Annotated in this window: 19 protein-coding genes; 17 read left to right on the top strand and 2 right to left on the bottom strand. The window is 39.1% G+C overall.

All coding sequences use genetic code 11. The features are described from left to right. Positions 1-3: 3 nt before the first annotated feature. The 5 genes from BN6559_RS07690 to BN6559_RS07670 all read left to right on the top strand — a co-directional run bounded on the left by BN6559_RS07690 (position 4) and on the right by BN6559_RS07670 (position 4,602). Positions 4-1,053, top strand: a complete 1,050-nt coding sequence (locus tag BN6559_RS07690) for a galactitol-1-phosphate 5-dehydrogenase (protein ID WP_110954172.1) — start codon at positions 4-6, stop codon at positions 1,051-1,053. Positions 1,054-1,059: 6 nt separating this feature from the next. Continuing rightward, entirely contained in the window at positions 1,060-1,734 is a 675-nt protein-coding gene (locus tag BN6559_RS07685) for a ribulose-phosphate 3-epimerase (RefSeq protein ID WP_199883837.1), read from the top strand. A gap of 17 nt (positions 1,735-1,751) precedes the next feature. Further along, positions 1,752-2,213, top strand: coding sequence for a ribose 5-phosphate isomerase B (rpiB, locus tag BN6559_RS07680; protein ID WP_110954171.1), 462 nt, complete (start codon positions 1,752-1,754; stop codon positions 2,211-2,213). Between the two features lie 9 nt (positions 2,214-2,222). Then, the gene (locus tag BN6559_RS07675) at positions 2,223-2,906 is read left to right on the top strand and encodes a ribulose-phosphate 3-epimerase (RefSeq protein WP_110954170.1); all 684 of its coding nucleotides are present in this window, start codon (positions 2,223-2,225) and stop codon (positions 2,904-2,906) included. A gap of 622 nt (positions 2,907-3,528) precedes the next feature. Continuing rightward, a complete protein-coding gene (locus BN6559_RS07670; protein ID WP_110954169.1) occupies positions 3,529-4,602 on the top strand; it encodes an iron-containing alcohol dehydrogenase family protein in 1,074 nt (357 codons plus the stop codon). A 302-nt stretch (positions 4,603-4,904) separates the two neighbouring features. Here the strand turns inward: BN6559_RS07670 and BN6559_RS07665 are convergent, their stop codons facing one another. Then, positions 4,905-5,954 carry a glycosyltransferase family 9 protein gene (locus BN6559_RS07665; protein ID WP_110954168.1) on the bottom strand — a complete coding sequence of 350 codons (1,050 nt, stop codon included), beginning with the start codon at positions 5,952-5,954 and terminating at the stop codon, positions 4,905-4,907. Positions 5,955-6,598: 644 nt separating this feature from the next. On the opposite strand from BN6559_RS07665, the gene sucC reads away from it, so the two are divergent. Beyond that, positions 6,599-7,759, top strand: coding sequence for an ADP-forming succinate--CoA ligase subunit beta (gene sucC / locus BN6559_RS07660; protein ID WP_110954167.1), 1,161 nt, complete (start codon positions 6,599-6,601; stop codon positions 7,757-7,759). A gap of 18 nt (positions 7,760-7,777) precedes the next feature. Next, entirely contained in the window at positions 7,778-8,680 is a 903-nt protein-coding gene (sucD, locus tag BN6559_RS07655; RefSeq protein ID WP_110954166.1) for a succinate--CoA ligase subunit alpha, read from the top strand. A gap of 108 nt (positions 8,681-8,788) precedes the next feature. Here sucD and BN6559_RS07650 read toward each other — a convergent pair whose 3' ends face one another. Next, entirely contained in the window at positions 8,789-9,661 is an 873-nt protein-coding gene (locus tag BN6559_RS07650) for a LysR family transcriptional regulator (protein ID WP_199883836.1), read from the bottom strand. Positions 9,662-9,802: 141 nt separating this feature from the next. Between BN6559_RS07650 and BN6559_RS07645 the strand changes: the two genes are divergently transcribed. From BN6559_RS07645 to BN6559_RS07600, 10 genes are all read left to right on the top strand, one after another. Beyond that, positions 9,803-10,813, top strand: a complete 1,011-nt coding sequence (locus tag BN6559_RS07645; RefSeq protein ID WP_110954164.1) for an HlyD family secretion protein — start codon at positions 9,803-9,805, stop codon at positions 10,811-10,813. A 9-nt stretch (positions 10,814-10,822) separates the two neighbouring features. Then, positions 10,823-11,989 (top strand): ABC transporter permease, encoded by a 1,167-nt coding sequence (locus BN6559_RS07640; protein ID WP_110954163.1) that lies wholly within the window; start codon positions 10,823-10,825, stop codon positions 11,987-11,989. Further along, entirely contained in the window at positions 11,986-13,131 is a 1,146-nt protein-coding gene (locus BN6559_RS07635) for an ABC transporter permease (protein ID WP_110954162.1), read from the top strand. Before BN6559_RS07640 ends, BN6559_RS07635 begins: the two co-directional genes overlap by 4 nt. 557 nt (positions 13,132-13,688) lie before the next feature. Continuing rightward, complete coding sequence (ltrA, locus tag BN6559_RS07630; RefSeq protein WP_199883835.1) at positions 13,689-14,969, top strand: group II intron reverse transcriptase/maturase; 1,281 nt, start codon at positions 13,689-13,691, stop codon at positions 14,967-14,969. 324 nt (positions 14,970-15,293) lie between these two features. Continuing rightward, positions 15,294-16,694, top strand: a complete 1,401-nt coding sequence (locus BN6559_RS07625) for a short-chain fatty acid transporter (RefSeq protein ID WP_110954160.1) — start codon at positions 15,294-15,296, stop codon at positions 16,692-16,694. Positions 16,695-16,768: 74 nt separating this feature from the next. Then, positions 16,769-17,722: a 3-hydroxyacyl-CoA dehydrogenase family protein gene (locus tag BN6559_RS07620; RefSeq protein WP_110954159.1), complete on the top strand. Its 954-nt coding sequence runs from the start codon at positions 16,769-16,771 to the stop codon at positions 17,720-17,722. A 237-nt stretch (positions 17,723-17,959) separates the two neighbouring features. Next, positions 17,960-20,014: a sigma 54-interacting transcriptional regulator gene (locus tag BN6559_RS07615; RefSeq protein WP_110954158.1), complete on the top strand. Its 2,055-nt coding sequence runs from the start codon at positions 17,960-17,962 to the stop codon at positions 20,012-20,014. Between the two features lie 358 nt (positions 20,015-20,372). Next, the gene (locus BN6559_RS07610; protein ID WP_110956320.1) at positions 20,373-21,512 is read left to right on the top strand and encodes an acyl-CoA dehydrogenase; all 1,140 of its coding nucleotides are present in this window, start codon (positions 20,373-20,375) and stop codon (positions 21,510-21,512) included. Between the two features lie 31 nt (positions 21,513-21,543). Continuing rightward, complete coding sequence (locus BN6559_RS07605; RefSeq protein WP_234407818.1) at positions 21,544-23,103, top strand: acyl CoA:acetate/3-ketoacid CoA transferase; 1,560 nt, start codon at positions 21,544-21,546, stop codon at positions 23,101-23,103. 17 nt (positions 23,104-23,120) lie between these two features. Then, on the top strand, positions 23,121-23,918 hold the full coding sequence (locus tag BN6559_RS07600; RefSeq protein ID WP_110954156.1) for a short-chain-enoyl-CoA hydratase: 798 nt from the start codon (positions 23,121-23,123) through the stop codon (positions 23,916-23,918). Positions 23,919-23,951: the final 33 nt, after the last annotated feature.

Here is a 23,951-nt window from a genome sequence, read left to right as displayed (position 1 = left end):
AAAATGAAAGCATTAAAGCTTTATGGAATAAGAGATATTCGGTTTGAAACGGCAGAAGATCCTGTGATTCAGAATCCCAAAGAGGTGAAAATTAAGGTAAAAGCGGTGGGAATCTGTGGATCTGATATTTCGCGTTATGCAAAACTGGGACCGTATGTTCCGGGAATGGTATGGGGGCATGAGTTTTCTGGCGAAGTTGTGGAGATCGGCAGTGAGGTAACAAAAGTAAAATTGGGACAAAAAGTAACTGCCTGTCCAGCACTTTACTGTGGCGTGTGTGATTCTTGTAAAAAGGCAAAATTCGCACAATGCGAGGAACTGGATGTGATTGGTGCGCATCGATATGGTGCATTTGCAGAATATATCGTAATGCCGGAAGAAAACATTGTTCCGGTACCGGATTCGGTAAGTTATGATCATGCCGCTGTGGTTGAACCATCTTGTGTAGTGGTGCATGGGTATTATAAAACCGGAATTCAGGCGGGGGATACGGTAGCGGTTATCGGCTGCGGGACGATTGGGCTCTTAGCGATTCAGTGGGCTAAGATTTTCGGTGCAAAATCGGTAATTGCCATTGATATTGATGATGCAAAACTTGGTATGGCGAAAGATGTTGGTGCTGATATCGTTATCAATTCTATGGGAAAAGAGCCTTCAGAAGAAGTTTATAAAGTTACCGGGAATAAAGGCGTAGATATCTCAGTCGAATCCGCTGGGACACCGATTACTTCGGCACAGGCATTTTCACTAACAGGGAAAGGCGGCAAGGTGTTATTTGTAGGAATCCCTTATGGTGATGTCATGGTAAAACGCCTTTATTTTGAAAAAATTGTTCGTAATGAATTAAAAATATTTGGTTCTTGGAATGCAATATCTGCACCGTTCCCGGGAAAGGAATGGGAGACCAGTGTACATTTTATAGAAAATGGTCAATTGAAAATTGAACCGTTTATTACGCATCGATATCCACTTCGCCAAGGTACGGAGGCCTTTGAAATGGTCGCCAATCGAAAAGAACATTTTGGTAAAATTATGTTTCATCCCGAGGAATAGGATGAAATGAAATCTGTTGGAGGGATTGTTGTGAAGCGACTGCTATGTCCATCGATGATGTGTGCTAAGTATGAAAATCTGGCAGATGAAGTACGTGAATTAGAAGCGGCAGGTATCGATATTTTTCATATTGATATTATGGATGGAAATTTTGTCCCCAATTTCGGTATGGGCCTGCAGGATACAAAATTAATATGTGAATTGGCAACGAAACCTGTGGATGTGCATTTGATGATTCAAGAACCTGCCCGCTATATTGATCAATTTGCACAACTTGGTGTATCGATTTTGTATATCCATCCGGAATCGGATAAGCAGCCAGTGCGGACGTTGCAACGTATACGTGAATTGGGCGTAAAGCCTGGCATTGCTGTGAGCCCTCAAATTCCGATAGAGTTTGTAAAACCGTTTTTCTCGTTGGTTGACTATATGATGATTATGACAGTGAATCCGGGATTTGCCGGACAAGCTTACTTGCCTTTTATTGATGAAAAAATCATACAATTTGCCGCGAAAAAAGAAAAATATCATTATCAATTGCTTGTGGATGGTGCATGTTCGCCGGAGCGTATAAAGTGCTTGAGCAGCCACGGAGTCGATGGTTTTATTTTGGGTACGTCAGCATTGTTTCATCAACCGGAATCGTATAAAGACATTGTTGCCAAACTACGTATAATATAAGAGAGGGGGGATTTACATTGAAACCAATTATTGTTATTGGATCTGATCACGCTGGATATGCAATGAAACAGTTCCTCATAAAAAATTTGGAGGAAGAAGGTTACCTTATAGAAGATAAGGGACCCTTTAGTGGTGAGGCTGTTGATTCAGGCAGTTATGCCGTGGCTGTCAGCGAAGAAGTGGCAGCGCATGCTGAAGAAAAGAAGGGAATTTTGATTTGCGGGACAGGCATCGGCATGTCTATGATGGCGAATAAAATTAAAGGAATTCGGGCATCACTTGTAGCAGATCTTTTTTCTGCAAAGATGACACGGGCGCATAATGACGCAAACGTTCTTTGCTTAGGAGCACGTATTATTTCAGAGTATATGGCATGGGAAATTGCAAAAATATGGCTTACCACTGCACCTCTAGGAGGAAAATACGCGAAACGTGTGCAATATATGATGGAGTATGAAATCAAAAAGGATGAAACATAGGAGGGTATTATGCGTATTGACTTTCCGCCTTTAGCGGTATCTGCATCAGTTTCTTGTATGGATCTAGGGTTTATGAAACATGACATAGAAAGAGTGGAGGCATCAGAAACAGCTTTTTTTCATTACGATGTAGTGGATGGAAAATTCAATCACTGTTATATACTGGGAGATGCAATGTTTCAATATATAAAAAAACACAGCAATCTGCCGGTGGAGGTTCATCTGGGGGTTGTGGAACCGGAACCTTATATTGATGTATTTGCAGCTTATGGTGCAGATTATATTGCCGTACATTATGAGTCACTTAAAGATCCTTGGAAGGTTTTTGAACAGATTAAAGCAAAAGGATCAGTTCCGGTATTGGCTTATCGGGCAGAAACAGCACCGGGTGAAGATTTTGTAGAATTGGCTGAAGCCTGTGCATGGGTATTAAAGCTCACGGTAAATCCGGGCTTTGCCGGACAGAAAATTCAACCGGCAGCTGTAGAACATATTCGTCAAATGCATGCGATGCTGCAAAAGAAAAACAGCTCGGTGCGGATTCAGGCTGACGGCAATGTGAATTGCCAAACCGTAAAAATGTTGAAAGACGCAGGTGCAACGATTTTTACGGGCGGAACTTCCGGGCTCTTTTTAAAAGAGCAAAGTGTACAAGAAAATCTGAAAAAGCTACTTGCGGCGGCTACTGTGTGAGGACAAACTAGGGACAGATAGGCCGCGGGCTGGCGATAAGCGCCCATCTGCGTCGTTGCAGCAAGGGGCTGCTCGTCGACGTACACGAGTACGACTCCTTCACATCCCCTTGCCGCGCCTAGCATCTAGGCACTTCTCGCCAACCGGCAACCTATCTTCGTACTAGTTAATAAGTGGAACGTATTTCAGCAACTCGTATTCACCTATGCGAATACGAGTTGCTTTTTTTATAGCTTGACTGTCGCATTTTAATGCGGCAGTTTTTTTCGTTCTCTGGCCTTTTCCGGAAAAATACGTTCCGAAGGATGAAAAAATAGTGGTTTGCGTGAAGAAATCCGTTTGTCTGAGCGAAGCGAGTTGAGGATTTTAGCAAGCCACTATTTTTTCAAGTATTTTGGAGGACGCAGGCCTAGACTTTTTGGTCCTTTTGTGTCGATGACAAAAGGACATCTATGTGTTTCATGCTGTATTAAGAATTTTATAAGTAAAATCTTAATGCGATAGTTGCTTTTCCAAACACATTGTAAACTTGTAAAGTTAAAACCTTGCTATTCGTTTTCGTCAATGGTAAACTTAAAAGATAATTCAGTAAAATAAAGTTGAAATAGGTGGGAGCTTTTAAATGAGTGAATATAGCGTGATTTTTCCTAGTTATACAATTGGCGAAGAGGCTTATGATAAGGTGAAAGATGTATGCCCGCGGTATGGTACAAAAGTCGTTGCAATTGGTGGTAAAACAGCAATTTCGAAGGTGAAGAATTTGATACTGCAGGCAATTGAAGGAACTTCACTTGATATTAGCGAGTTTCTTTGGTTTGGTGGCGAAGCTTCTTACGAAAATGTTGAGAAATTAAAAGCGCATACAAGTGTACAAGATGCAGATATGATTTTCGCGATTGGTGGCGGAAAAGCGATTGATACTTGTAAAATTTTGGCGCATGCATTGGGAAAACCATTTTTTACTTTTCCTACGATTTCCAGTAACTGTGCTTGTCTGACCAGCCTTGGTGTCGTATATCATCCAAATGGTACATATAGAGAGTTATCGTTTTCAAAAATTCCGCCAGTACATGCATTTATTTGCACAAAAATCGCTGCGGAGGCACCTAAACAGTTTTTATGGGCTGGTATGGGGGATACGGTTGCGAAGTTTTATGAGGCTGGTATTTCTGCGAGAAATGTAGAATTAGATCACTCCAATGCAATTGGTGTTGTACTGAGTCAAATGTGTGCTGACCCAATTGTAAAATATGGGGAAAAAGCTTTAAAAGATAATGAAGCAAAACATGTAAGTTATGAATTGGAACAAGTTATGCTTGCTATTGTTGTCAGCACTGGCATGGTTTCGAATTTTGTTGTGCAGGATTATAATGGGCACATTGCACATGCGTTGTTTGCAGCGATTACAATGTTGCCGCAGATTGAAGAAAAACACTTGCATGGTGAGGTTGTTGCTTATGGTGTGTTGGTTCTTTTAATGTGTGATAAACAGAAGGAAGAGCTTAAAAGAATTTTTGATTTCTTTAAGAGTGTTGGTCTGCCTACGAAGTTAGCTGATCTTGACGTTAGTTTGGATGAAATGGATGCTGTTCTTGCTAAGACAGAACAAAGTCCGGAACTTGTTAGGACTCCATATAAAGTGACGAAGCAAATGCTGCATGATGCAGTTGTGGCTTTGGAAGAGTATAATCATTGATTGCATTTGTAAAATCTTAATTTATTGATAAATATGTGGATGGACTTTTGGCATTACTCCAAAATATTTGAAAAAAGACCGACTTACTAAAATCCTCAGCTTGCTTCGCTCAAACAAATGGATTTTTTACGTAAGTCGGTTTTTCTTCATCCTTCGGAACGTATTTGCGTGCTTACTGTTAGCCTACGGTCTTTTGTCTATAGGTTGTCTATAAAGGTTCTATATGTAGTTACTTAATATATTGAGTGGATGATTTCGTTGCTTTTGTCAGCAACGGAAAATCATCCTTGAGAGATTTAATTTTATGCCCAGATTTTTCTTTGCATGTTCAATACATAGTTTGCTGCTTTTATCACTTCATCAGCTGTAATTTGTGTCATGCAACTATGGTCTTTGCACTCGAAATTGCAGTAGTTTTTGTAGAGTTGCCAACATGGTGCGCATGGGCATCTAAGAGAACGAAGGACGATGTCATAGCGATTACGAGGTCCCCAAACTCTTGAATGCGTGGGCCCCATTAAAACAATAACGGGTGTGTCAAAAGCTTGTGCGATATGCATAGGCCCAGTGTCTACTGTAATGAACAGGTTTGCAGCTTTGATTAAGGCTGCAGATTCACCTAAGGTTAACTTGCCTGCGGCAATGATTCCGGCATTGCCAGTCGCAGCATGAATTTTCTCTATTTCCGGTAGTTCTTTTTCGCTGCCAATCAAGATGCATTGTGCCTTTTTTGACAAGTAGTTTATGATGGCAATCCAATTTTCTGATGTCCAGTTTTTATGCTTATGGCTGCTGAAAGGACAAAGGACAATAAGCGGCTTTGTTGAAGATAAATCTAGTTTGTGATATAGATGCACCCTTTCACTTTCAAAAACTTTAAATTCAATACTGGAATCTTGTTCAATTCGTCCAAGTGGTTTTAGAATTTCTAAATATTTTTCCGATTGGTGTAAAAGCTTTGTTGGTGGTTTTACAGTGTGGGTGAAGAGGTTGGGTTGTAATTTATTTTCAAACCCGAGACGATAACGGGCACAACTTAGGCCAGTTAACATTGCTCCAATCAGATCATCATTTAGGGATAACGCAAGATCGTAAGTTTTATTCTGCAATTCTTGAATGAGTGGTCGTAATGCGGAGCTTTGTAAGTTATCCAGATCGTAGATAATTTGATGATCGACATATGGATTATGCATGGCGGCTTCTTTGGCAATCGGACTGATTAATAAATCAATTTCAGCTCCGGGAAAACGCCGTTTCAGTGCTCTTGTCAAGGGGGTCGCTAAGATTACATCTCCCATATGGGCAATCACAACAATTAATATTTTATGGATATTTTCAACGGGGGTATTCATAAATCACACTCCAGATTTAAAATTTTGCGGTTGTCGGTTAAAGCATATAAGGTAGGAACCCTGATACGTTCCTAATTTTGATATGCAAAATTGCCGCGGTATTCATACCTGACTAGAATAGTCTATTAGCAATGGACATTGGGTATGCCTAATTTATTCATATTAATACCCAAATTAATGCCCAAAAAAGAAATGACGATATAGCATATGATTTATGGATCAATGTGTTACTGAATGCCCAATTAAAAAAATTTGATAAAACTCAAAATAAGTACAAATTTCACTTTTATTTTTATCTATTTGCATATATTATATTAATATATGGAGCTTTAATCATAAATGATAATGAAGAAACGGAGGCGGAAGAGTTTTGACCAAATTACGAAGCGCATAAAAAACTTTTTAGAAGGCAACAATTTAATTGTAAAATTGTGTTTGTCAAAGCGGCAACGAAGAACTGTTTTTCTTATCAATTTGGCTGTATTTTATTTTAGGTTTTATTGGGTGAATTGCTAGACAAATATTTTGCTTGCATTGTACAATATAAGAGAAATGTGTTACGTTGCATAGGTTTTATTTAAGAAATATTTTAAAAATTTTGTCAATTGAACTCAAAAGATACAATTTTGATAGGGGGTTTAACTATGAATATCCATGAATATCAAGGCAAAGAAATCCTCAGAAAATATGGTGTAGAGGTGCCGAATGGCAAGCCAGCTTTTTCAGTGGAGGAAGCAGTAAAAGCAGCGCAAGAATTATCGACAAGTGTTTATGTTGTTAAGGCGCAAATCCATGCTGGCGGTCGTGGCAAGGCCGGTGGAGTGAAAGTTGCTAAAAGTCTCGATGAGGTTCGTCAATATGCCAGTGAAATCTTAGGAAAGACTTTAGTTACACACCAAACGGGGCCGCAAGGAAAAGTTGTAAAGCGTTTACTTATTGAAGAAGGTTGCGATATAAAGAAAGAATATTATGTTGGTTTCGTAATTGATCGAAGCACGTCTAAGGTTGTTTTGATGGCATCCGCGGAAGGTGGAACGGAGATTGAAACGGTAGCTGCAAATACACCGGAGAAGATTTTTAAAGAGTATATTGATCCTGTTGTTGGACTTTCGCCTTATCAAGCGAGACGGATTGCGTTTAAACTTCAGATACCTGCTGAACTGATTGGTAAAGCTGTGAGTTTTATGATCGGTCTTTATCGAGTCTTTATCGAAAATGACTGTTCAATTGCAGAAATTAATCCGCTAGTTGTAACTGGCGATGGGAAAGTTATGGCATTAGATGCAAAACTCAATTTCGATTCGAGTGGGCTTTATCGTCATCCAGACCTTTTAGCATATCGTGATGTGGATGAGGAAGATGCCAATGAGCTTGAAGGGGCAAAATATGGCTTGAATTACGTGACTTTAGACGGGGACATTGCTTGTATGGTAAACGGGGCAGGACTTGCGATGGCGACAGTGGATATTATTAAGCACTATGGTGGTGAGCCAGCAAACTTCTTGGATGTTGGTGGCAGCAGTACGGTTGAAACGGTGAAAGGTGCATTTGATATTATTCTTTCAGACAAAAAGGTAAAAGGTATCTTCGTCAATATTTTTGGCGGAATTAATAAATGTGATGTGATTGCCAAAGGAATCGTCGGTGCGGCACAGCAAGTGGGGATTCACGTACCCCTTGTGGTTCGGTTAGAGGGCACGAATGTAGAAGAAGGCAAGGCTATTCTAAAGGAATCAGGGATTAATATCGTAGTGGCGGATTCATTAGACACTGGTGCTAAACAAATTGTTTCTTTAGTAGGTTAATTGTGGGGAGGAAGAAAAATGAGTATTTTAGTGAATAAAGATACTAAAGTTGTTGTGCAGGGTATTACAGGATCGACAGCAAAATTTCATACGAAGCAAATGATCGAATATGGAACAAAAATAGTTGGCGGTGTTACTCCTGGTAAGGGTGGAACGGAAGTTGAAGGTGTTCCGGTATTTAATACGTTGAGTGAAGCTATTGAAACAACTGGTGCTACAGTTTCGGTTATTTATGTACCGGCGAAGTTTGCCGCGGATGCGATTTTAGAAGCGGTCGATGCAGAACTGGAATTGGTAATTTGTATTTCAGAGCATATTCCTGTAATGGACATGGTTAAAGTGAAACGTTATATGGAAGGTAAGAAAACTCGCTTGATTGGTCCAAATTGTCCGGGGATTACGACAGCAAAAGAATGTAAAATTGGTTTGATGCCAGGATACATTCATGAAAAGGGACATGTTGGCGTTGTGTCGCGTTCCGGAACTTTGACGTATGAAGCAGTGTATCAATTATCACAAGCAGGCATAGGACAAAGTTCTGCTGTCGGTATTGGTGGTGATCCAATTAAAGGGATGGATTTTATTGATGTATTAAAAGCATTTAATGAAGATGAGGATACTTATGCAGTCATTATGATCGGTGAAATCGGCGGTACGGCTGAAGAAGAAGCTGCTGTTTGGGTAAAAGAACATATGAAGAAGCCTGTAGTCGGCTTCATCAGCGGGCGTATGGCACCTCCCGGGAAACGTATGGGACACGCCGGAGCGATTATCTCTGGCGGTAAAGGTACGGCGGCAGAAAAAATTCGGACCATGAATGCCTGCGGTATTGAAGTGGCAGAAACGCCTGCGGGTATGGGAGACGTGCTGATTAAAGTACTGAAAGAAAAAGGCTTGTACGATGCTTGCCATACACATTGAGATAATTTCATAGGGTAAGAATATAAAACTGATATAAATTGAACAAGTTATAGTTCAATTTATATCAGTTTTTTTTTATTGAAAGATAAAAGTATTTTGTAAATTAATTTATAAAGTTGTGTTAAACATTTCTAGAAAGTTACGGGCGATTGTTGATAGATAATGATTACGTTTCCAAATGATCATAGCAGATAAAGGTAATTGTGGTTCTGTAATTTCCTTATAGATTAAGGTGCTGTCCTGTCTTAGCGAAGCGCTTGATTTCGATACAATCGTTACGCCAAGCCCTGTACTTGCTAAGGCAAGCATGGAGCGAATATCTGTATGAATGCAGATAATATTAGGGGTTATATTTTCTTCCTGGTAATAGGCTTTAATGCGTTCGTGCAATCGGTGTAAAATCAGCGGCTTACTGCTCAACTCTTTAAGACCAATCGAGCTTTTTTCCGGATGATCATCCCATTTTGGATGCATTGCGGCAAACATAGGTTCATTCGGCAGGCGGATGGATTCATAGAGTGAGGTATCGATGGGGAAAAATATGACACCCACTTCGATAACTCCATTGCTTAGAAGATTTGTGATCTTGTGATTATCGCCCTCATAAATACGAAAGCGTATTTTGGGGTATTGCAAGCTGTAATTATAAATTTGATCAGGTAAGACGGTGGCGCCCCAAGTAGTTACTGAACCAATGGATAAAGTGCCGGTTTCACCTTGGTCGATATCTTTCAGTTCTTTTTGTGCTTTATTCACTAACTCCAGTATTTGTTCGCCGCGGTCACGCAATGCGTAGCCGGCAGAGGTCAATTGTATATTACGGCCGACTTTTTTGATTAATTGTACACCGAGCTCCGCTTCTAAAGTTTTTAATTGATGCGTTAATGGGGGTTGCGCAATGCATAATTTTTTAGCGGCGCGGGTAATTTGTCCTTCTTCAGCTACAGTGAGAAAATATTGTAATTTTTTTAAGTTGATCAATTGAAACCCTCCACAAGAATTCAATCTATACATTTTTTGTATTAATCATTATTTTTTTATGTATTATACATATGAATTATTTTTTATTATAATATTGCAATGGTTTAAAAACAAGAAAAGTATTCACTAGGGGGAAAGTTTGTGTTTGTTCAGTATCAGAAATATCGATGTTTGCAGGGGATAGTGGCATTGGTCATTATACTAATTGGTATAGTATTAGATGGTTGTAGTTTCAAGCAATCACAAACTGAAGTATGGGGGAGAACCGAGGCAAAAGAAGTTGATATCAATTCTAAAATTGCAGGACGAGTTGTTGAGCTGTTGGTTAAAGAAGGTGATGTCGTAAAAAAAGGACAAGTATTAGCGCGTATAGATAATCGTTCTATCATTGCTGAAGTAAATCAAGCGAAGGCAGGAGAACAATCGCTTATCGCGCAGTTAAATCAGGCGGCCACAACGACAAAGCAGCAAGATCAGACTGTCCAAGCGGCACTTGCTGTAGCGCAAGCCAATTTGGTAAAGGCGCAAGCCGATCTAGAATTAGCAAAGTCGGATTTTGCTAGATTTTCAAAGTTAGTAGATTCAGGAGCTGTTTCTCAGCAAACGTTTGAAAGTTATAAATCTAAATATCAGGTGGCAATGGCCGCGTGTGAAGAAGCGAAAGCTTCGGTGGATTCAGCGGAAGCAAATCTTCTGCAAATGGAATCGAACCGTGAAAATGAAACAGTGCTGCGTAGTAAAATCGCGCAGTCTGCGGCACAGTTAGAGCAAACACAAGTCAGTTTAGATGAGACAGAGATTAGAGCCCCTTTTGATGGGATTATCACAGCAAAATATGTTGAAATTGGGGCAATGATTTCCACAGGGATTCCAATTGTAAGTATTCAGGATCCGCAAGATAATTGGATAAATATAAAAGTAGCGGAGACGGAGCTATCAAACTATCAAATTGGGCAGCATGTTGCTTTAGAAGGAAGAGATAAACAATTAAAAGTAGAGGGCGATATCATTGATATCAGTAAAAAAGCGGAGTATGCAACATATCGGGCAACGAATGAACGTGATAAACAAGATATTATTACCTTCAACGTCAAGATCCAAGTGAATTCAGAGAAACTTCGTCCGGGCATGCGATTTCGGTTGATTGGATGATGCTGACAAATGAGAGATAGTTATTTTATTTTCATGCAAGAATTAAACTTTATTTTCCGCAAGAGTAAAGCCGCATGTTTTTTATTTGGACTTCCGTTTGTGTTTACATTATTATGTGGTTTTGTGTATAGTCAGAATACTTTAAAGGCGATTCCAACCGTGTTTTATGATCAAGATCAAAGTTCGGCTAGTCGATCACTCCTCATGGCATTCGCTGACTCGGAACGTTTTGAGATTGTTGGAGTGGTTGATACAGAAGAAGATATGGAAAAATATTTGCAGAATGAACAGGCACTTGTTGCGATTGGTGTTCCAGTAGATTTTGCGGCAAATATTAAGAAAGGATTGGGTACGGAGGTTCTACTGAGCGTGAATGCGGAAAATCTAATGTATCCAAATTCAGCGATAAATTTTGCCAGAGAAATTCTTACGACCTATAATATTGGTTTAGGAAAAAAATTAGTGGAAGCAATCGGGCAAGTACCAAATCAAGCCATATATACCGTACAACCAATTGCAACGAGAATGCGTATTCTTTATAATCCAACGGATTCTTATAACCCTTTTATGCTGCCAGGACTAGCAACCAATGGTTTGCAAATCGGTATTATTTTATCTATTTGTTTAGCAATTGTTAGGGAGTATAAACAGCAAGTATTGTGGCAGAAGTATTCGACATTATGTATCGTTGCAGGAAAGCTTGCAGCTTACTGGGTTTGCACTGTTTTTGCCGCTGTTTTAGCATGCGGTATGTATATTTATTTTTATGCAGTGCCGTTTCATGGAGAGTGGGGCGGTTTATTGTTAATTTATGGTGCGTTTACATTTGCAGTTACGAGCTTAGGTCTGTTGTTTTCTGCGGCTGCCACCAGTGAAATCATACCATTTCATCCAATCGAATTTCTTTATTTTATGCCAGCTTTTTTATATAGTGGTTACTCGTGGCCGCATATTGCAAAAAATAGTTTTACTTATTTGTACTCCTATATTTTACCGATGAATTATGCTGTGGATACGATTCGAGATCTTTTGCTTATTGGCTATTCAGCGGATTTATGGCAAAACGTCGTAATTTTAGGAACTGGCGGAGTGAGTGTTTTCATTGCTACAGTCGGTGTGTGCAGATATAGAGTCGCAAAAATGAACGCAGCTAACGCAATGGAGGCTAAGGGATGACATGTGTAGAAATCGCAATGCGTGAATTTAAAGGTATACTTAAAAATCGTCCTAAATTGTTATTAAGTATGTTTGTAATTCCGTTACTGTATTTGTTCTTATTTGGTAATTTATTCAGTCAAAATTCAATTGGCAATATTCCATTGGTGGTTTGTGATGAAAGCCAGACGTATTTTAGTCGGCAGCTTGTACAAAAATTTGAGGATTCTGATCGGTTTTCTTTGATTGCGTTTGTAGATTCAGAAGAAAAACTGGCAGAATGTCTGAATAAAAAAGAAGCAGCTATTGGTATTGGGATACCTGCAGATTTTAACCAAAATATAAAAATAGGGCAGGCAAGTGAGGTTTTAATTGAAGTAAGTGGAATAAATTTAATGTTGGTCAATGTCGTTATTACGGCGGCAGAAGAAATATTAGAAGATTTTTCAAAGCAGGTAGCAGTAACACGGCTGGAAAATCAAGAAGGATATTTGCAGACAGCAGCAATTCATAAAATCTTCCCAGTTAACTTACAAACAAGAATTTTGCATAATCCCATGCTGGATTATCAATTATTTTTCTTGTTCGGTTTATTAGCAACTTCTTTCCAGATGTCTCTTTTTATTCCGAATGCAATTTCAATGATGATTGAGTATAAAAGCGGTCAATATATCAAATGTAAACCATGGCAGGTGGTGCTAGGAAAAATACTGCCTTTTTGGTTGACGGGTACCTTAGCGTATGGAATACTCTTGACAATCGCAGTTCAGACTTTCAACTTGCCGGCACGCGGTAATTTTTTTGAAGTCATAGTATTGGGTTGTGGATTTGTTTTTGCAATGGTAGGCTTGGGCAGTTTTTTAATTTCTTTTTTTGGAAAACTGCTTGTATTTTATCAGTTGGCGCTTGCAAGTTCAGTGCCGATTTTTATTCTTTCGGGGTTTACTTGGCCATTGCATGCGATGCCTTTACTTGCCCAAGGTATTGCTGGGGTATTGCCATTGACTTATCTGGTTACGAATTTACGCAGTTTAATGCTTGCAGGGTATGCAGTGAATTTGTATAAAGATATTACAATTCTTTTTCTTTATGGAATTGTAATGCTGTGTTTAGCGATATATCGTTATAAAAAAATGCGTTTTGTACGGTTGGTTAAATCGTAGGCCGGATCATAAGATTTTTGGTGAAAATTCATAATCTAGACAGGATGAAAAAGCATCCTGTCTTTTTTGTTCGCCCGACATGGGCGAACTCTTGAGGGTGAAAGTCCCTAATACGCCCGGATAGTGGGAAGTGTATAGCTGAACAGCAAGGGTGACAATCGTGAGGTTGAATCTGAAGGAAGCTGTAGGCAAACCTTTGGTCCGACGGACAGAAATCGCATAGAAGGCTGGGTTCCGAGAGATAAGCTTGCAAGACAAAGCGAAGTCTAATTACTATCACATTTGTAGGAACGAAGTAAATGCGGCGGATATATGAAGGGAAAGAGTTCGCACCTTAATCGGGGAGATCTCACAGCGGTTCCATTAACCGAGTAACAACAAACTGTGAGAAGTCAGCATAAGCCGTAGTAGTGAAGAAATTTCTGTAATGGAAATGGAGCAAAGGGCTGAACAATCAATCAGTTGAAGTAGAGTCCCCACTGTAAATGAGACAACATCTGCCGTAACCAATCGGGATAAGGATGGTCAAAACTAACGGGACGGAAAGGAAACAACGCATGAACACAAATAGCCTAATGGAACAAATATTAAGCAAAGATAATCTCAATCAGGCATATCTGCAAGTCATACAAAATAAAGGTGCAGAAGGAATGGATGGAATGAAGTACACCGAACTTGGAAAACACCTTGAAAAGAATGGCGAAATCATCCAAGAACAACTGCGAACAAGAGCTTACAAACCGCAACCAGTAAAAAGGGTTGAAATACCAAAAGCAGACGGAGGAATAAGAAATCTTGGAGTACCAACAGTCACAGACCGATTTGTACAACAGGCAGTGGCGCAGGTGCTAACACCGATATTTGAGAAACAGTTTCATGAACACAGCTATGGATTCCGACCAAATCGATGTGCACAACAGGCAATTGTAAAGGCATTAGAAATGATGAATGAAGGAAATGACTGGATTGTGGATATAGATCTTGAAAAGTTCTTTGACACAGTAAATCATGACAAGCTGATGACGATAATAGGAAGAACGATTAAAGATGGGGAGGTAAGCTCTATTGTAAGAAAGTTTTTAGCCAGCGGAATCATGATTGATGATGAATATAAGAAATCGGTAATCGGAACACCACAGGGGGGAAATATCTCTCCCCTGCTAGCAAATATCGTGCTCAATGAATTGGACAAGGAAATGGAAAAGCGAGGATTGAATTTTGTGAGATACGCAGATGACTGTATTATTATGGTTGGAAGCGAAATGGCGGCAAGACGAGTGATGAGAAATCTCACAGCATTTATAGAAGAAAAGCTCGGACTAAAAGTCAATATGACAAAAAGCAAGACAGACAAACCAAAAGGAATAAAATATTTGGGATTTGGCTTTTACTTCGATATATATGCTAAACAATACAAAGCAAAGCCCCATACAAAATCGGTAGAAAAGTTCAAGAAGAAAATGAAAACACTAACAAGCCGGAGTTGGGGAGTTAGTAATAAGGTGAAAGTAGAAAAGCTGAATCAGTTGATAAGAGGATGGATTAATTATTTCCGAATAGGCAATATGAAATATCTGTGTCGAGAGACAGATAAAGCGATACGATACCGACTTCGAATGTGCATTTGGAAACATTGGAAAACACCGAAAAATAAAATCAAGAATCTTAGAAAATTGGGGATTAACAAAGAGCTTGCTAGAGCCACGGCGTATAGCCGAAAAGGGTACGCCAGAGTGTGTGGGGGATATACATTACACTTTGCAATAACCAAGAAGAGACTAACTCAGTTCGGGTTAATCTCCATGCTAGACTACCACACAAAACAGTGTACTTGTTAAGTTGATTGAACCGCCGCTTGCGGAACCGCTTGAGCGGTGGTGTGAGAGGTCGAAAGTTTTCGTAACTTATGAAAACTTTCTCCTACTCGATTATCTATTGTTATGTATGACGTTTTTGGCATTGTATCGTAGGCTTGGAAAAAGGTGTAGGAGCGTCTGGAAAAAGTGTCGGATACTACACTTCATATTTCAATATATTTAAGTACACCCTTGAATTTATTGTATTGAAGGGTTGGCATGGATTTTGCAATTATATTTTACAGTTATATTAAAATAATTTAAAATTATTAAATATGACAAATAATTTAAGAAAGGGGATTTTTCATGAGTGCAAATATAGGTGCAAATGTAGTAAAAAATCCTAAGGAAAGAAAGCGGTTAACTGATTACTTTACGGAATTTGCAGAACGTTGGGTGCCCGATTCCTATGTTATTTCACTGGTATTGAGTGTTTGTGCATTCTTACTAGCAGCTGTTTTTACGCCGTCAAATCCTTATGAAATTGTGCAGGCATGGGGAAAGGGATTTTGGATTTTGCTTGAATTTTCAATGCAAATGGCGTTAATTGTAGTAACTGGTTATGCATTGGCAACGACTCCGCTTTGTAAAAGTCTAATGAGAAATATCTGTAGTAAGCCGCAGACGGCTCCACAAGTATATGTATGGGGGGTGATTATTTCAGCTATTGGCTATTACTTAAATTGGGGATTTGGATTGGTATTTGCTGCTTTGATTACAAAAGAACTGGCGATACAGGCTGGCAATAAGGGCATTAAAGTGGATTATCGGTTACTTTGTGGTGCAACTTGGACAACTTTTTATATCTGGCATATGGGATTGTCTGGGTCAGCGCCGTTATTGGTTGCAACTGCTAATCATTTTATGGTAAAAGAAATTGGTGTTATTCCTGTTTCACAAACATTGTTTCATCCTTATAATTTAATTCTGACGGCCATTTCTATGCTTGCGATTATCGTTTTATTTTGGAAGGTATTTCCCAATAACGATGAATCAAAAATAAAAACGCTGGCGGATTTAAGACCAGATTTAGCTACGCCGGTCAATACAGAAGATACAAATAAGAAAATAGTAATTACAACCCCGAGCGAATGGTTTACTTATACGCCTTGGTTTTCCTATTTTATAGGAGCGATGTTTATGATTTATTTGTATTATCATTTTGTACAGGCAGGTAAATCATTGGATATCAATGTACTTAACTTTATTTTTCTAATGTTAATTATTCTGCTATATAAAACACCAGCAAACTTATTAAAGGCAGTAAAATCGTCTACTTCGGCTTCATGGGGGATTATTTTACAGTTTCCATTTTATGCTGGTATCTTTGGTATTATGAAATTTACAGGTTTGGTAGACATTTTGGCACAATGGGTGATTAGTTTTAGTACACAGACTACTTTTCCGGCAATTGCAGCAATCCTTAGCAGTATTATTGGTTATTTTATTCCATCCGGTGGAAGCAAATGGGCAATTGAGGCACCATTTCTTATTCCGGCAGGTCAGGCTTTGGGTGTTCCCGATGCAAAAACGATTATTGCCTACATCTTTGGGTGTGACTTAGTCTGTTTGATTCAACCATTTTTTGCAGTGCCATTCATTGCTGTAGCAGGTTTGGAATTTAAAGATTTTGTTGGCTATACATTTATTGCCTTTCTTGTTTTGGGCGTAATTATGATTGCTGGGCTTACGTGGATTCCATTTTAAATTTAAAGTAATTTTTATGAGTTGTACGGAGAATTTAGTCGCTATTCTAATTAAGATATGAGGAGTGGATTTTTGTGAAGGTCGAAGAAATCAAAAATATTTGTAATTTAGGTACAGGAACTATGGGATTTGGGACAGCTTTATTCTTTGCAATGAAGGGATATAACGTTCGTATGTATGGGCGTTCAGAAGCCAGTATAGAACGTGGTTTTAATAGTATAAAACAAGCTTTAGAGACTTATAAAGAAAACAACTTGGTTACGGATAAAGAAATTCCAGAGACTTTGTCAAAAATTATTGGCTGTACAACTTTGGAAGATGCAGCGAAAGATGCCGATTTTGTGATTGAATCAATTGCAGAAGATTTAGAAATAAAAAAAGAGGTTTGGGCCAAAATTGAAAGATTGACAAAACCAGAAACTATTTTTGCAACCAATTCTTCAGGATTGAGTCCTACTGCAATTGCTGAAGCATTGACTAGAAAAGAAAAATTCGTTGTTGCGCATTTTTGGAATCCGCCACATTTAGTTCCTTTGGTAGAAGTCGTTCCTGGTAAATTTACTTCAGAAGAAACCGTTAAGATCACATGGGAATTAATTGAAAAAATCGGTAAAAAGCCAGTGGCGCTGAAGCGTGAAGCATTAGGCTTTATAGGAAACCGTCTGCAATTAGCCTTATTAAGGGAAGCTTTATACATCGTTGAATCCGGCATTGCTACTCAAGAAGCCGTAGATACAGCGGTAAAATATAGCATTGGTCGTCGATTGTCAACAACAGGACCTTTAGAGACGGCGGATTTAGGTGGACTTGATATTTTTCATAACATTGCGGCGTATCTTTATGAAGATCTTTGTGATCGTAAAGATCCATCCGATGTATTGAAAAAAGCAGTGGCGGAGGGAAATCTAGGTTCAAAAACTGGTACAGGACTTTATCAATGGACGCCAGATGCTTTAGCAAAAATAAAAAAGACCAGAGAGAATATTTTAATCGAATGGCTGCAGAAGGATGTAACCACCAAATTTTAAAGTGCAAATTTAATTTTTAGTATTAAAAATTTATGAGAAAGGGGAGAGCAAAATGCGGGAAGTTATTTTTGTTCTCCCCTTCTTTTTGTGTATTGGTGTAAATTACCTAATGGGAGGAATGTAGATTTAAATGTCGAAATATACAGAAAAATGCGGTTTTAATATTCACCTCTTGAAGGATGGTTCGTTTACTTAGAATAAATTGAAAATTTTTGCTATGAAACGGGAGGGAATACTTTGCTGGTTCGTGATTTTATGTCGTATAATCCCAAAACGCTAAAGGTAAGTGACACCATAAAAGATGTTGCAAATTTGTTTTATAAATATAAAGTAGATGTTGCTCCAGTAGTGGATGAGATGGATGCATTGTGTGGCTTAGTTACACGAACTAATATACTTGAAGCACTGGTGAATGATCTAGCCATGTCTTGCAGTATTGATAAAATTATGACGAAGGGTGTTATTTTGATTCATCCTGATAACACATTGGATGAAGCGTGGCAAATACCAGTGAATCATTTACCTGTTGTTGATTATCAAAATAAGATTGTTGGTATGCTGAATCGATGTATTTTTACTGATATTTTTTATCATAGAATGTGTAAAACTGCGAATCATGCAAGTGAGCTGATTAAGACTTCGTATGATGGAATTATCATTGTGAATTGGTATGGGATCATCAAGGAAATAAATCAAATTGCTGGAAGATTGATCGGGATTAAACCAGAGGAAGCAAAAGGCAGATTTATTTATGATATTGTACCGAATAGTAAGTTAATGCAGGTGATAGAAAAGGGCGAAAAAGATCTTAATAATTCTATTGAAATAAACGGTCAAAGGTTAAGCGTAAATCGTTCTCCGATTTGTGAGGATTATAAAGTTGTAGGTGCAGTTTCGGTACTTAAAGATGTTTCTTTGCAGGATGATCTTGTTGAGCGAGTAAAGGTAAATGAGCGTAAGGTCGAAGCTTTGGAATGTATTCTTGAAAGCTTAAAACAAGGAATTATTGTGGTTGATACAAACAATGTTATCAATTTCGTGAATCATTCTTATGAAGATGTGATGGGCATCGCTCGTGAGGATCTTATTGGGCATACTGCAGACAGTACAATTGAAAATTCTCGGATGCATATTGTTTTAAAAACTGGTGTACCTGAATTGGCAGAACTGCAGCGCGTAAAAGGACGGCAAGTTGTAGTTAACCGGGTTCCGATGTTTAAAGATGGAACGATTATTGGAGCAATTGGCGAAGCTGTTTTTAAAGATATTAGAGAAGTAGATATGCTGATAGAACGCGGTAAAAATATGACGCGCGGTTTTTCTTTAGAGAGAGTAAGAAATAATAAAAGTGCTGAGAAACGAATTACGTTTGAAAATATTATTGGTCGGTCAAGGAATATTGTCCATGTAAAAAATTTAGCAGCAAAGGTTGCATTAACGGATACAACTGTACTGATTCAAGGCGAAAGTGGGACAGGTAAGGACTTGTTTGCGCAAGCAATTCATAACAATAGCAATCGCCGGAATAAAAGCTTAGTCTCAATTAACTGTGCAGCTATACCAAGTGATTTATTGGAGGCAGAACTTTTTGGCTATGATGAAGGTGCTTTCACCGGTGCTAAAAAGGGTGGGAAAAAAGGAAAGTTTGAAATTGCTGAAGGCGGTACTCTATTTTTGGATGAAATCGGTGATATGCCGCTTCCCATGCAGGCGAAGCTGTTGCGTGTTATGCAAAATAAAACCTTTGAACATGTGGGCGGCGAACAACAGATTTATTGTGATGTCAGGATTATTGCTGCTACAAATAAAAATTTACAAGATATGGTGAGGCGTGGCTTGTTTAGAGAAGATCTATATTATCGGTTAAATGTTGTTTGTTTAGAAGTACCGGCTTTGCGAGAACGGCAAGAAGATATTGGAGAATTAGTAGAGATGTTGATGCCGGGAATATGCCATACGCTGGGGGTGCCAGTCAAACATTTTTCTCCTGAAGCTTTGGCATTATTGCGTTCCTGCCATTGGCAAGGAAATGTACGGGAACTTATTAATGTTTTAGAACAAATTGGGGCGACCGTCAACAGTATGCTGATTACGCCCAAACAATTGCCTGGCTCTGTAGTTAAGCAGACCGTCTATTGTGCTAAGACTGCGGTAAAGGATGTTGGCGATGAAGCAAAACATATAGAGGATGTTTTGCGTGAAACAAGAGGGAATAAAGTTTTAGCCGCTAAAATTTTAGGGATACATCGTTCAACCCTATATGAAAAAATTAAAAAATATAATTTAAGATAAGAATTCGAATCGAAGTGTCGGTATGTAGGAATTAGATGTGCATACCGACACTTTTTTTTTGCTTTTTCAGAAAGAATCTGTAGGATCTGTTACTGAATTTATGATTTAATAATTTATTTTTATTTTAATATTTACCTTACATATAAACTCTGTGTGTGAGATAGGTGCGCTTTAATTTAATAAATTTCAGCGGGGGTTGGCATAGAAAATGCAATATGATACTTGCGTATATAGAAAACCAATCCGACACGTTTGAGAAGAAGTGCCGATGATTATATTGTTTGGTTGGCTTTCGATAGAAAAGTTATTTTGGTAAATCACTTTTCTATAAATAAAGATGAAGGGGATGTTTGAAGCGATGAATTTTAATTTAACAGAAGAACAACAGTTGATACAACAAAGTGCGCATGAATTTGCATTGGAGCATGTTGCCCCATTGGCAGCAGAACTGGATCAAACGGGACGCTATCCGGAGGAAACAATAAAAAAATTGACTGCATTAGATTTTATGGGAATGCCATATCCTGCGGAATACGGTGGTGCAGGTGCGGATTATATGACCTATATTTTGGTTGTAGAAGAGTTATCAAAATATTGTGCTTCCACCGGAATTATTTATTCGGCACATTGTTCTTTGGCAGCATGGCCGATTTTTAAATGGGGTAGTGAAGAGTTGAAACAAAAGTATTTAGTGCCAATGTGTAAAGGTGAAAAACTAGGAGCCTTTGCGTTAACAGAACCAGGTGCAGGTACGGATGCTGCCGCAGGGCAGTGTACAGCAGTGCTGGATGGGGACCAATATGTACTCAATGGAACGAAATGTTTCATCACCAATGGTGGGGTGGCTGAAGTATATATTATTTTCGCGCTTACAGATCCTTCGTTAGGTACAAAAGGAATAAGTGCCTTCGTTGTTGATGGTGGATTGCCTGGTTTTGAAATTGGCAAACATGAAGATAAAATGGGCATTCGCGGTTCGCAAACTACGGAACTGATTTTCAAAAATTGTCGTATACCAAAGGAAAATTTAATAGGTAAAGAGGGAAAAGGATTTGGAATTGCGATGGGGACTCTGGATGGCGGACGCATTGGTGTAGCAGCGCAGGCGCTAGGGATTGCCCAAGCAGCATTAGAAGAAGCAATTGAATTTGCTAAAGAAAGAGTACAATTTCATAAACCGATTGCGACAAAACAAGCGATTCAGTGGATGCTTGCAGATATGGAGACAAGGATTCAGGCGGCTCGGTTGTTGACATATCAGGCAGCGTCAGCAAAAGATCAAGGACAAGTTTTTAGTAAAGAAGCTGCGATGGCGAAATTATTTGCTTCAGAAACAGCGGATTACGTATGCAATAAAGCGATTCAGATTCACGGTGGTTATGGATATATTAAAGATTTTAAAGTAGAACGTTTATATCGCGATGCAAAAATTTGCACGCTTTATGAAGGTACCAATGAAGTGCAGCGTATGGTGATAGCAGGAAATTTGCTGCGTTAAAGTATTTAACATCGTAAAGGAGTAAATGCAAATGAAAGTGATTACAAAAGAAGAAGCCATTGCATTGATTCAGGATGGTTCTTTTGTGGGGCTCGGTGGCTTTGTTGGCTGCAATCATCCAGAGACGCTTACAGCTGCTTGCGAAGAAAGTTTTTTAGCGAGTGGACACCCCAAAGATTTAACCATTCAGTTCAGTGCAGGCATTGGTGATAATAAATCCAAAGGTTCAAACCATTTTGGTAATGTTGGCATGTTAAAACGTATTATTGGTGGTCATTATGGGCTGGCACCACGGTTGGGTGCGTTGGTTACGAACAATCAAGTGGAAGCTTATAATCTTCCACAAGGCATCGTGTCGCATTTATATCGGGCAGCTGCCGGTAAAAAACCAGGTGTAATCAGTAAAGTCGGTTTAAGAACTTTTATTGACCCAAGATTAGAAGGCGGTAAATTAAATCCAAAGACGACAGAAGATATTGTTAAATTGATGAAAATTGAGAATGAAGAGTATTTATTTTATAGAGCGCATCCACTTGATGTAGCGTTAATACGTGCTAGTTCAGCGGATGAAAATGGTAATCTGACAATGGAAAGAGAAGCTGTTTATGGTGAAACGATTGCGATTGCTGGTGCGGCTAAGGCAAATGATGGCATTGTCATCGCAGAGGTAGAAAGAATTGCAGCTAAAGGCAGTTTAGACCCTAGAGAGATTAAAATACCAGGTGTTTTGGTGGATTATGTTGTGATTGGCGATCACGATAAATTTAACCAAACTTATGGAGAATATTATAACCCGGCGTATAATGGGGAACTCAAAATACCGTTGGATGCAGTAAAACCATTGCCGTTAAATGAGCGCAAAGTTATTGCACGGCGTACAGCGATGGAACTTGTTCCACACTGCAAAGCGAATTTAGGGATTGGTATGCCGGAAGGTGTGGCCTCTGTAGCGGCGGAGGAAGGGTTTGGTGATACGCTTACACTGACCGTAGAATCTGGCGGCATTGGTGGGGTACCGGCTGCAGGCTTGAGTTTTGGCGCAACGATTAATCCGGAGGCGATCATTGGGCAGGCTGAAATGTTTGATTTTTACGATGGCGGAAATTTAGATATCACTTGTTTGGGAATCGCGCAAGTCGACAGTGAAGGTAATTTGAATGTAAGCAAATTTGGACCTAAAATTCCGGGCTGCGGTGGCTTTATTAATATTTCTCAAAATGCAAAAAAAATTGTTTTTTGCGGAACGTTGACTGCTGGTGGATTAAAAACCAAAGTGATAGATGGAAAATTGGTCATTGAACAAGAGGGGCGGGCAAAGAAGTTTATACAAAAGGTCGAACAGGTTACATTTAGTGCTGCGTATGCTAAATCGATCAATCAGCCGGTATTATATATTACGGAGAGAGCGGTATTTACGTTAGATAAAGAAGCAGGGTTGGTTCTTACTGAAATCGCGCCAGGCGTAGAGTTGGAACGAGATGTACTTGCACAAATTGATGCGAAAGTTACGGTTTCTTCTGATCTTAAATTTATGGATGCCAGAATCTTTCAAGATGAACCGATGGGATTGGCATCGGATATATTCAAATAAAAAGGAGCTGTTGAAAAATGACAATGTATAACAATCTATTGTTGACAGAAGAAAGTGGACTGGCAATTGTGACGATGAATCGTCCTAAAGCATTGAATGCTTTAAATTCGGAGTTGCTGGACGAGATTTCTCAGGTCTTTGAGGTGCTAAGTGCAAAAGAAAGTGTAAAAGTGATCATTGTTACTGGGGCAGGTGAAAAATCTTTTATTGCCGGAGCGGATATTACGGAAATGCAAAATATGAATATTGCAGAAGGGAAAAAATTTGCTGAAAAAGGGCAAGCTGTATTTTTGCAAATTGAACAATGTCCAAAACCAGTCATAGCAGCTGTCAACGGGTTTGCTTTAGGTGGGGGATGTGAACTGGCTATGGCTTGTGATTTTAGAATTGCCTCTGAGACTGCAAGATTTGGACAGCCTGAAGTGGGATTAGGAATAGTTCCGGGGTTTGGCGGCACGCAACGCTTGGCGAGGTTAATTGGTCGAGGCATGGCAAAATATCTCATTTATTCAGCAGATATGGTCAAGGCACCAGAGGCACTGCGCATTGGTTTAGTACAAAGAGTAGTGCCTTTGGAAGGTTTGCTTGAAGAAGCAAAGAACATTGCGAAAAAAATCATGAGTAAAAGCCCGATTGCAGTAAGTTTGGCAAAAGATGCAATCAATCGTGGATTGGAAATGGATATACCAAATGCAATGCAATATGAAGCTTGTATTTTTGGTATTTGTTTTGCGGGTGAAGACCAGAAAGATGGTATGAGAGCCTTTGTCAAAAAAGAAAACGCTGTATTTACCGGTAATTTTCCTAAAAATTAAGTAAGAAATAAGAGGGGCAGTTTTACTGCTCCT

Origin of the sequence: Massilibacillus massiliensis (assembly GCF_900086705.1) — a bacterium.
In the GTDB taxonomy this organism is placed as follows: domain Bacteria; phylum Bacillota; class Negativicutes; order FLKF01; family FLKF01; genus Massilibacillus; species Massilibacillus massiliensis.
Note: the sequence above shows the minus strand (reverse complement) of the source record. Positions and strands in the feature narration are given on the sequence as shown.

Bases quoted from the DNA above. Each gene is read 5' to 3' on its own strand.
- ltrA (WP_199883835.1), top strand. From the start codon at position 13,689: ATGAACACAAATAGCCTAATGGAACAAATATTAAGCAAAGATAATCTC.
- sucD (WP_110954166.1), top strand. From the start codon at position 7,778: ATGAGTATTTTAGTGAATAAAGATACTAAAGTTGTTGTGCAGGGTATT.
- BN6559_RS07690 (WP_110954172.1), top strand. From the start codon at position 4: ATGAAAGCATTAAAGCTTTATGGAATAAGAGATATTCGGTTTGAAACG.
- BN6559_RS07665 (WP_110954168.1), bottom strand. From the start codon at position 5,954: ATGAATACCCCCGTTGAAAATATCCATAAAATATTAATTGTTGTGATT.
- BN6559_RS07640 (WP_110954163.1), top strand. From the start codon at position 10,823: ATGAGAGATAGTTATTTTATTTTCATGCAAGAATTAAACTTTATTTTC.
- BN6559_RS07635 (WP_110954162.1), top strand. From the start codon at position 11,986: ATGACATGTGTAGAAATCGCAATGCGTGAATTTAAAGGTATACTTAAA.
- BN6559_RS07670 (WP_110954169.1), top strand. From the start codon at position 3,529: ATGAGTGAATATAGCGTGATTTTTCCTAGTTATACAATTGGCGAAGAG.
- BN6559_RS07625 (WP_110954160.1), top strand. From the start codon at position 15,294: ATGAGTGCAAATATAGGTGCAAATGTAGTAAAAAATCCTAAGGAAAGA.
- BN6559_RS07605 (WP_234407818.1), top strand. From the start codon at position 21,544: ATGAAAGTGATTACAAAAGAAGAAGCCATTGCATTGATTCAGGATGGT.
- BN6559_RS07685 (WP_199883837.1), top strand. From the start codon at position 1,060: ATGAAATCTGTTGGAGGGATTGTTGTGAAGCGACTGCTATGTCCATCG.
- BN6559_RS07600 (WP_110954156.1), top strand. From the start codon at position 23,121: ATGACAATGTATAACAATCTATTGTTGACAGAAGAAAGTGGACTGGCA.
- BN6559_RS07610 (WP_110956320.1), top strand. From the start codon at position 20,373: ATGAATTTTAATTTAACAGAAGAACAACAGTTGATACAACAAAGTGCG.
- BN6559_RS07675 (WP_110954170.1), top strand. From the start codon at position 2,223: ATGCGTATTGACTTTCCGCCTTTAGCGGTATCTGCATCAGTTTCTTGT.
- sucC (WP_110954167.1), top strand. From the start codon at position 6,599: ATGAATATCCATGAATATCAAGGCAAAGAAATCCTCAGAAAATATGGT.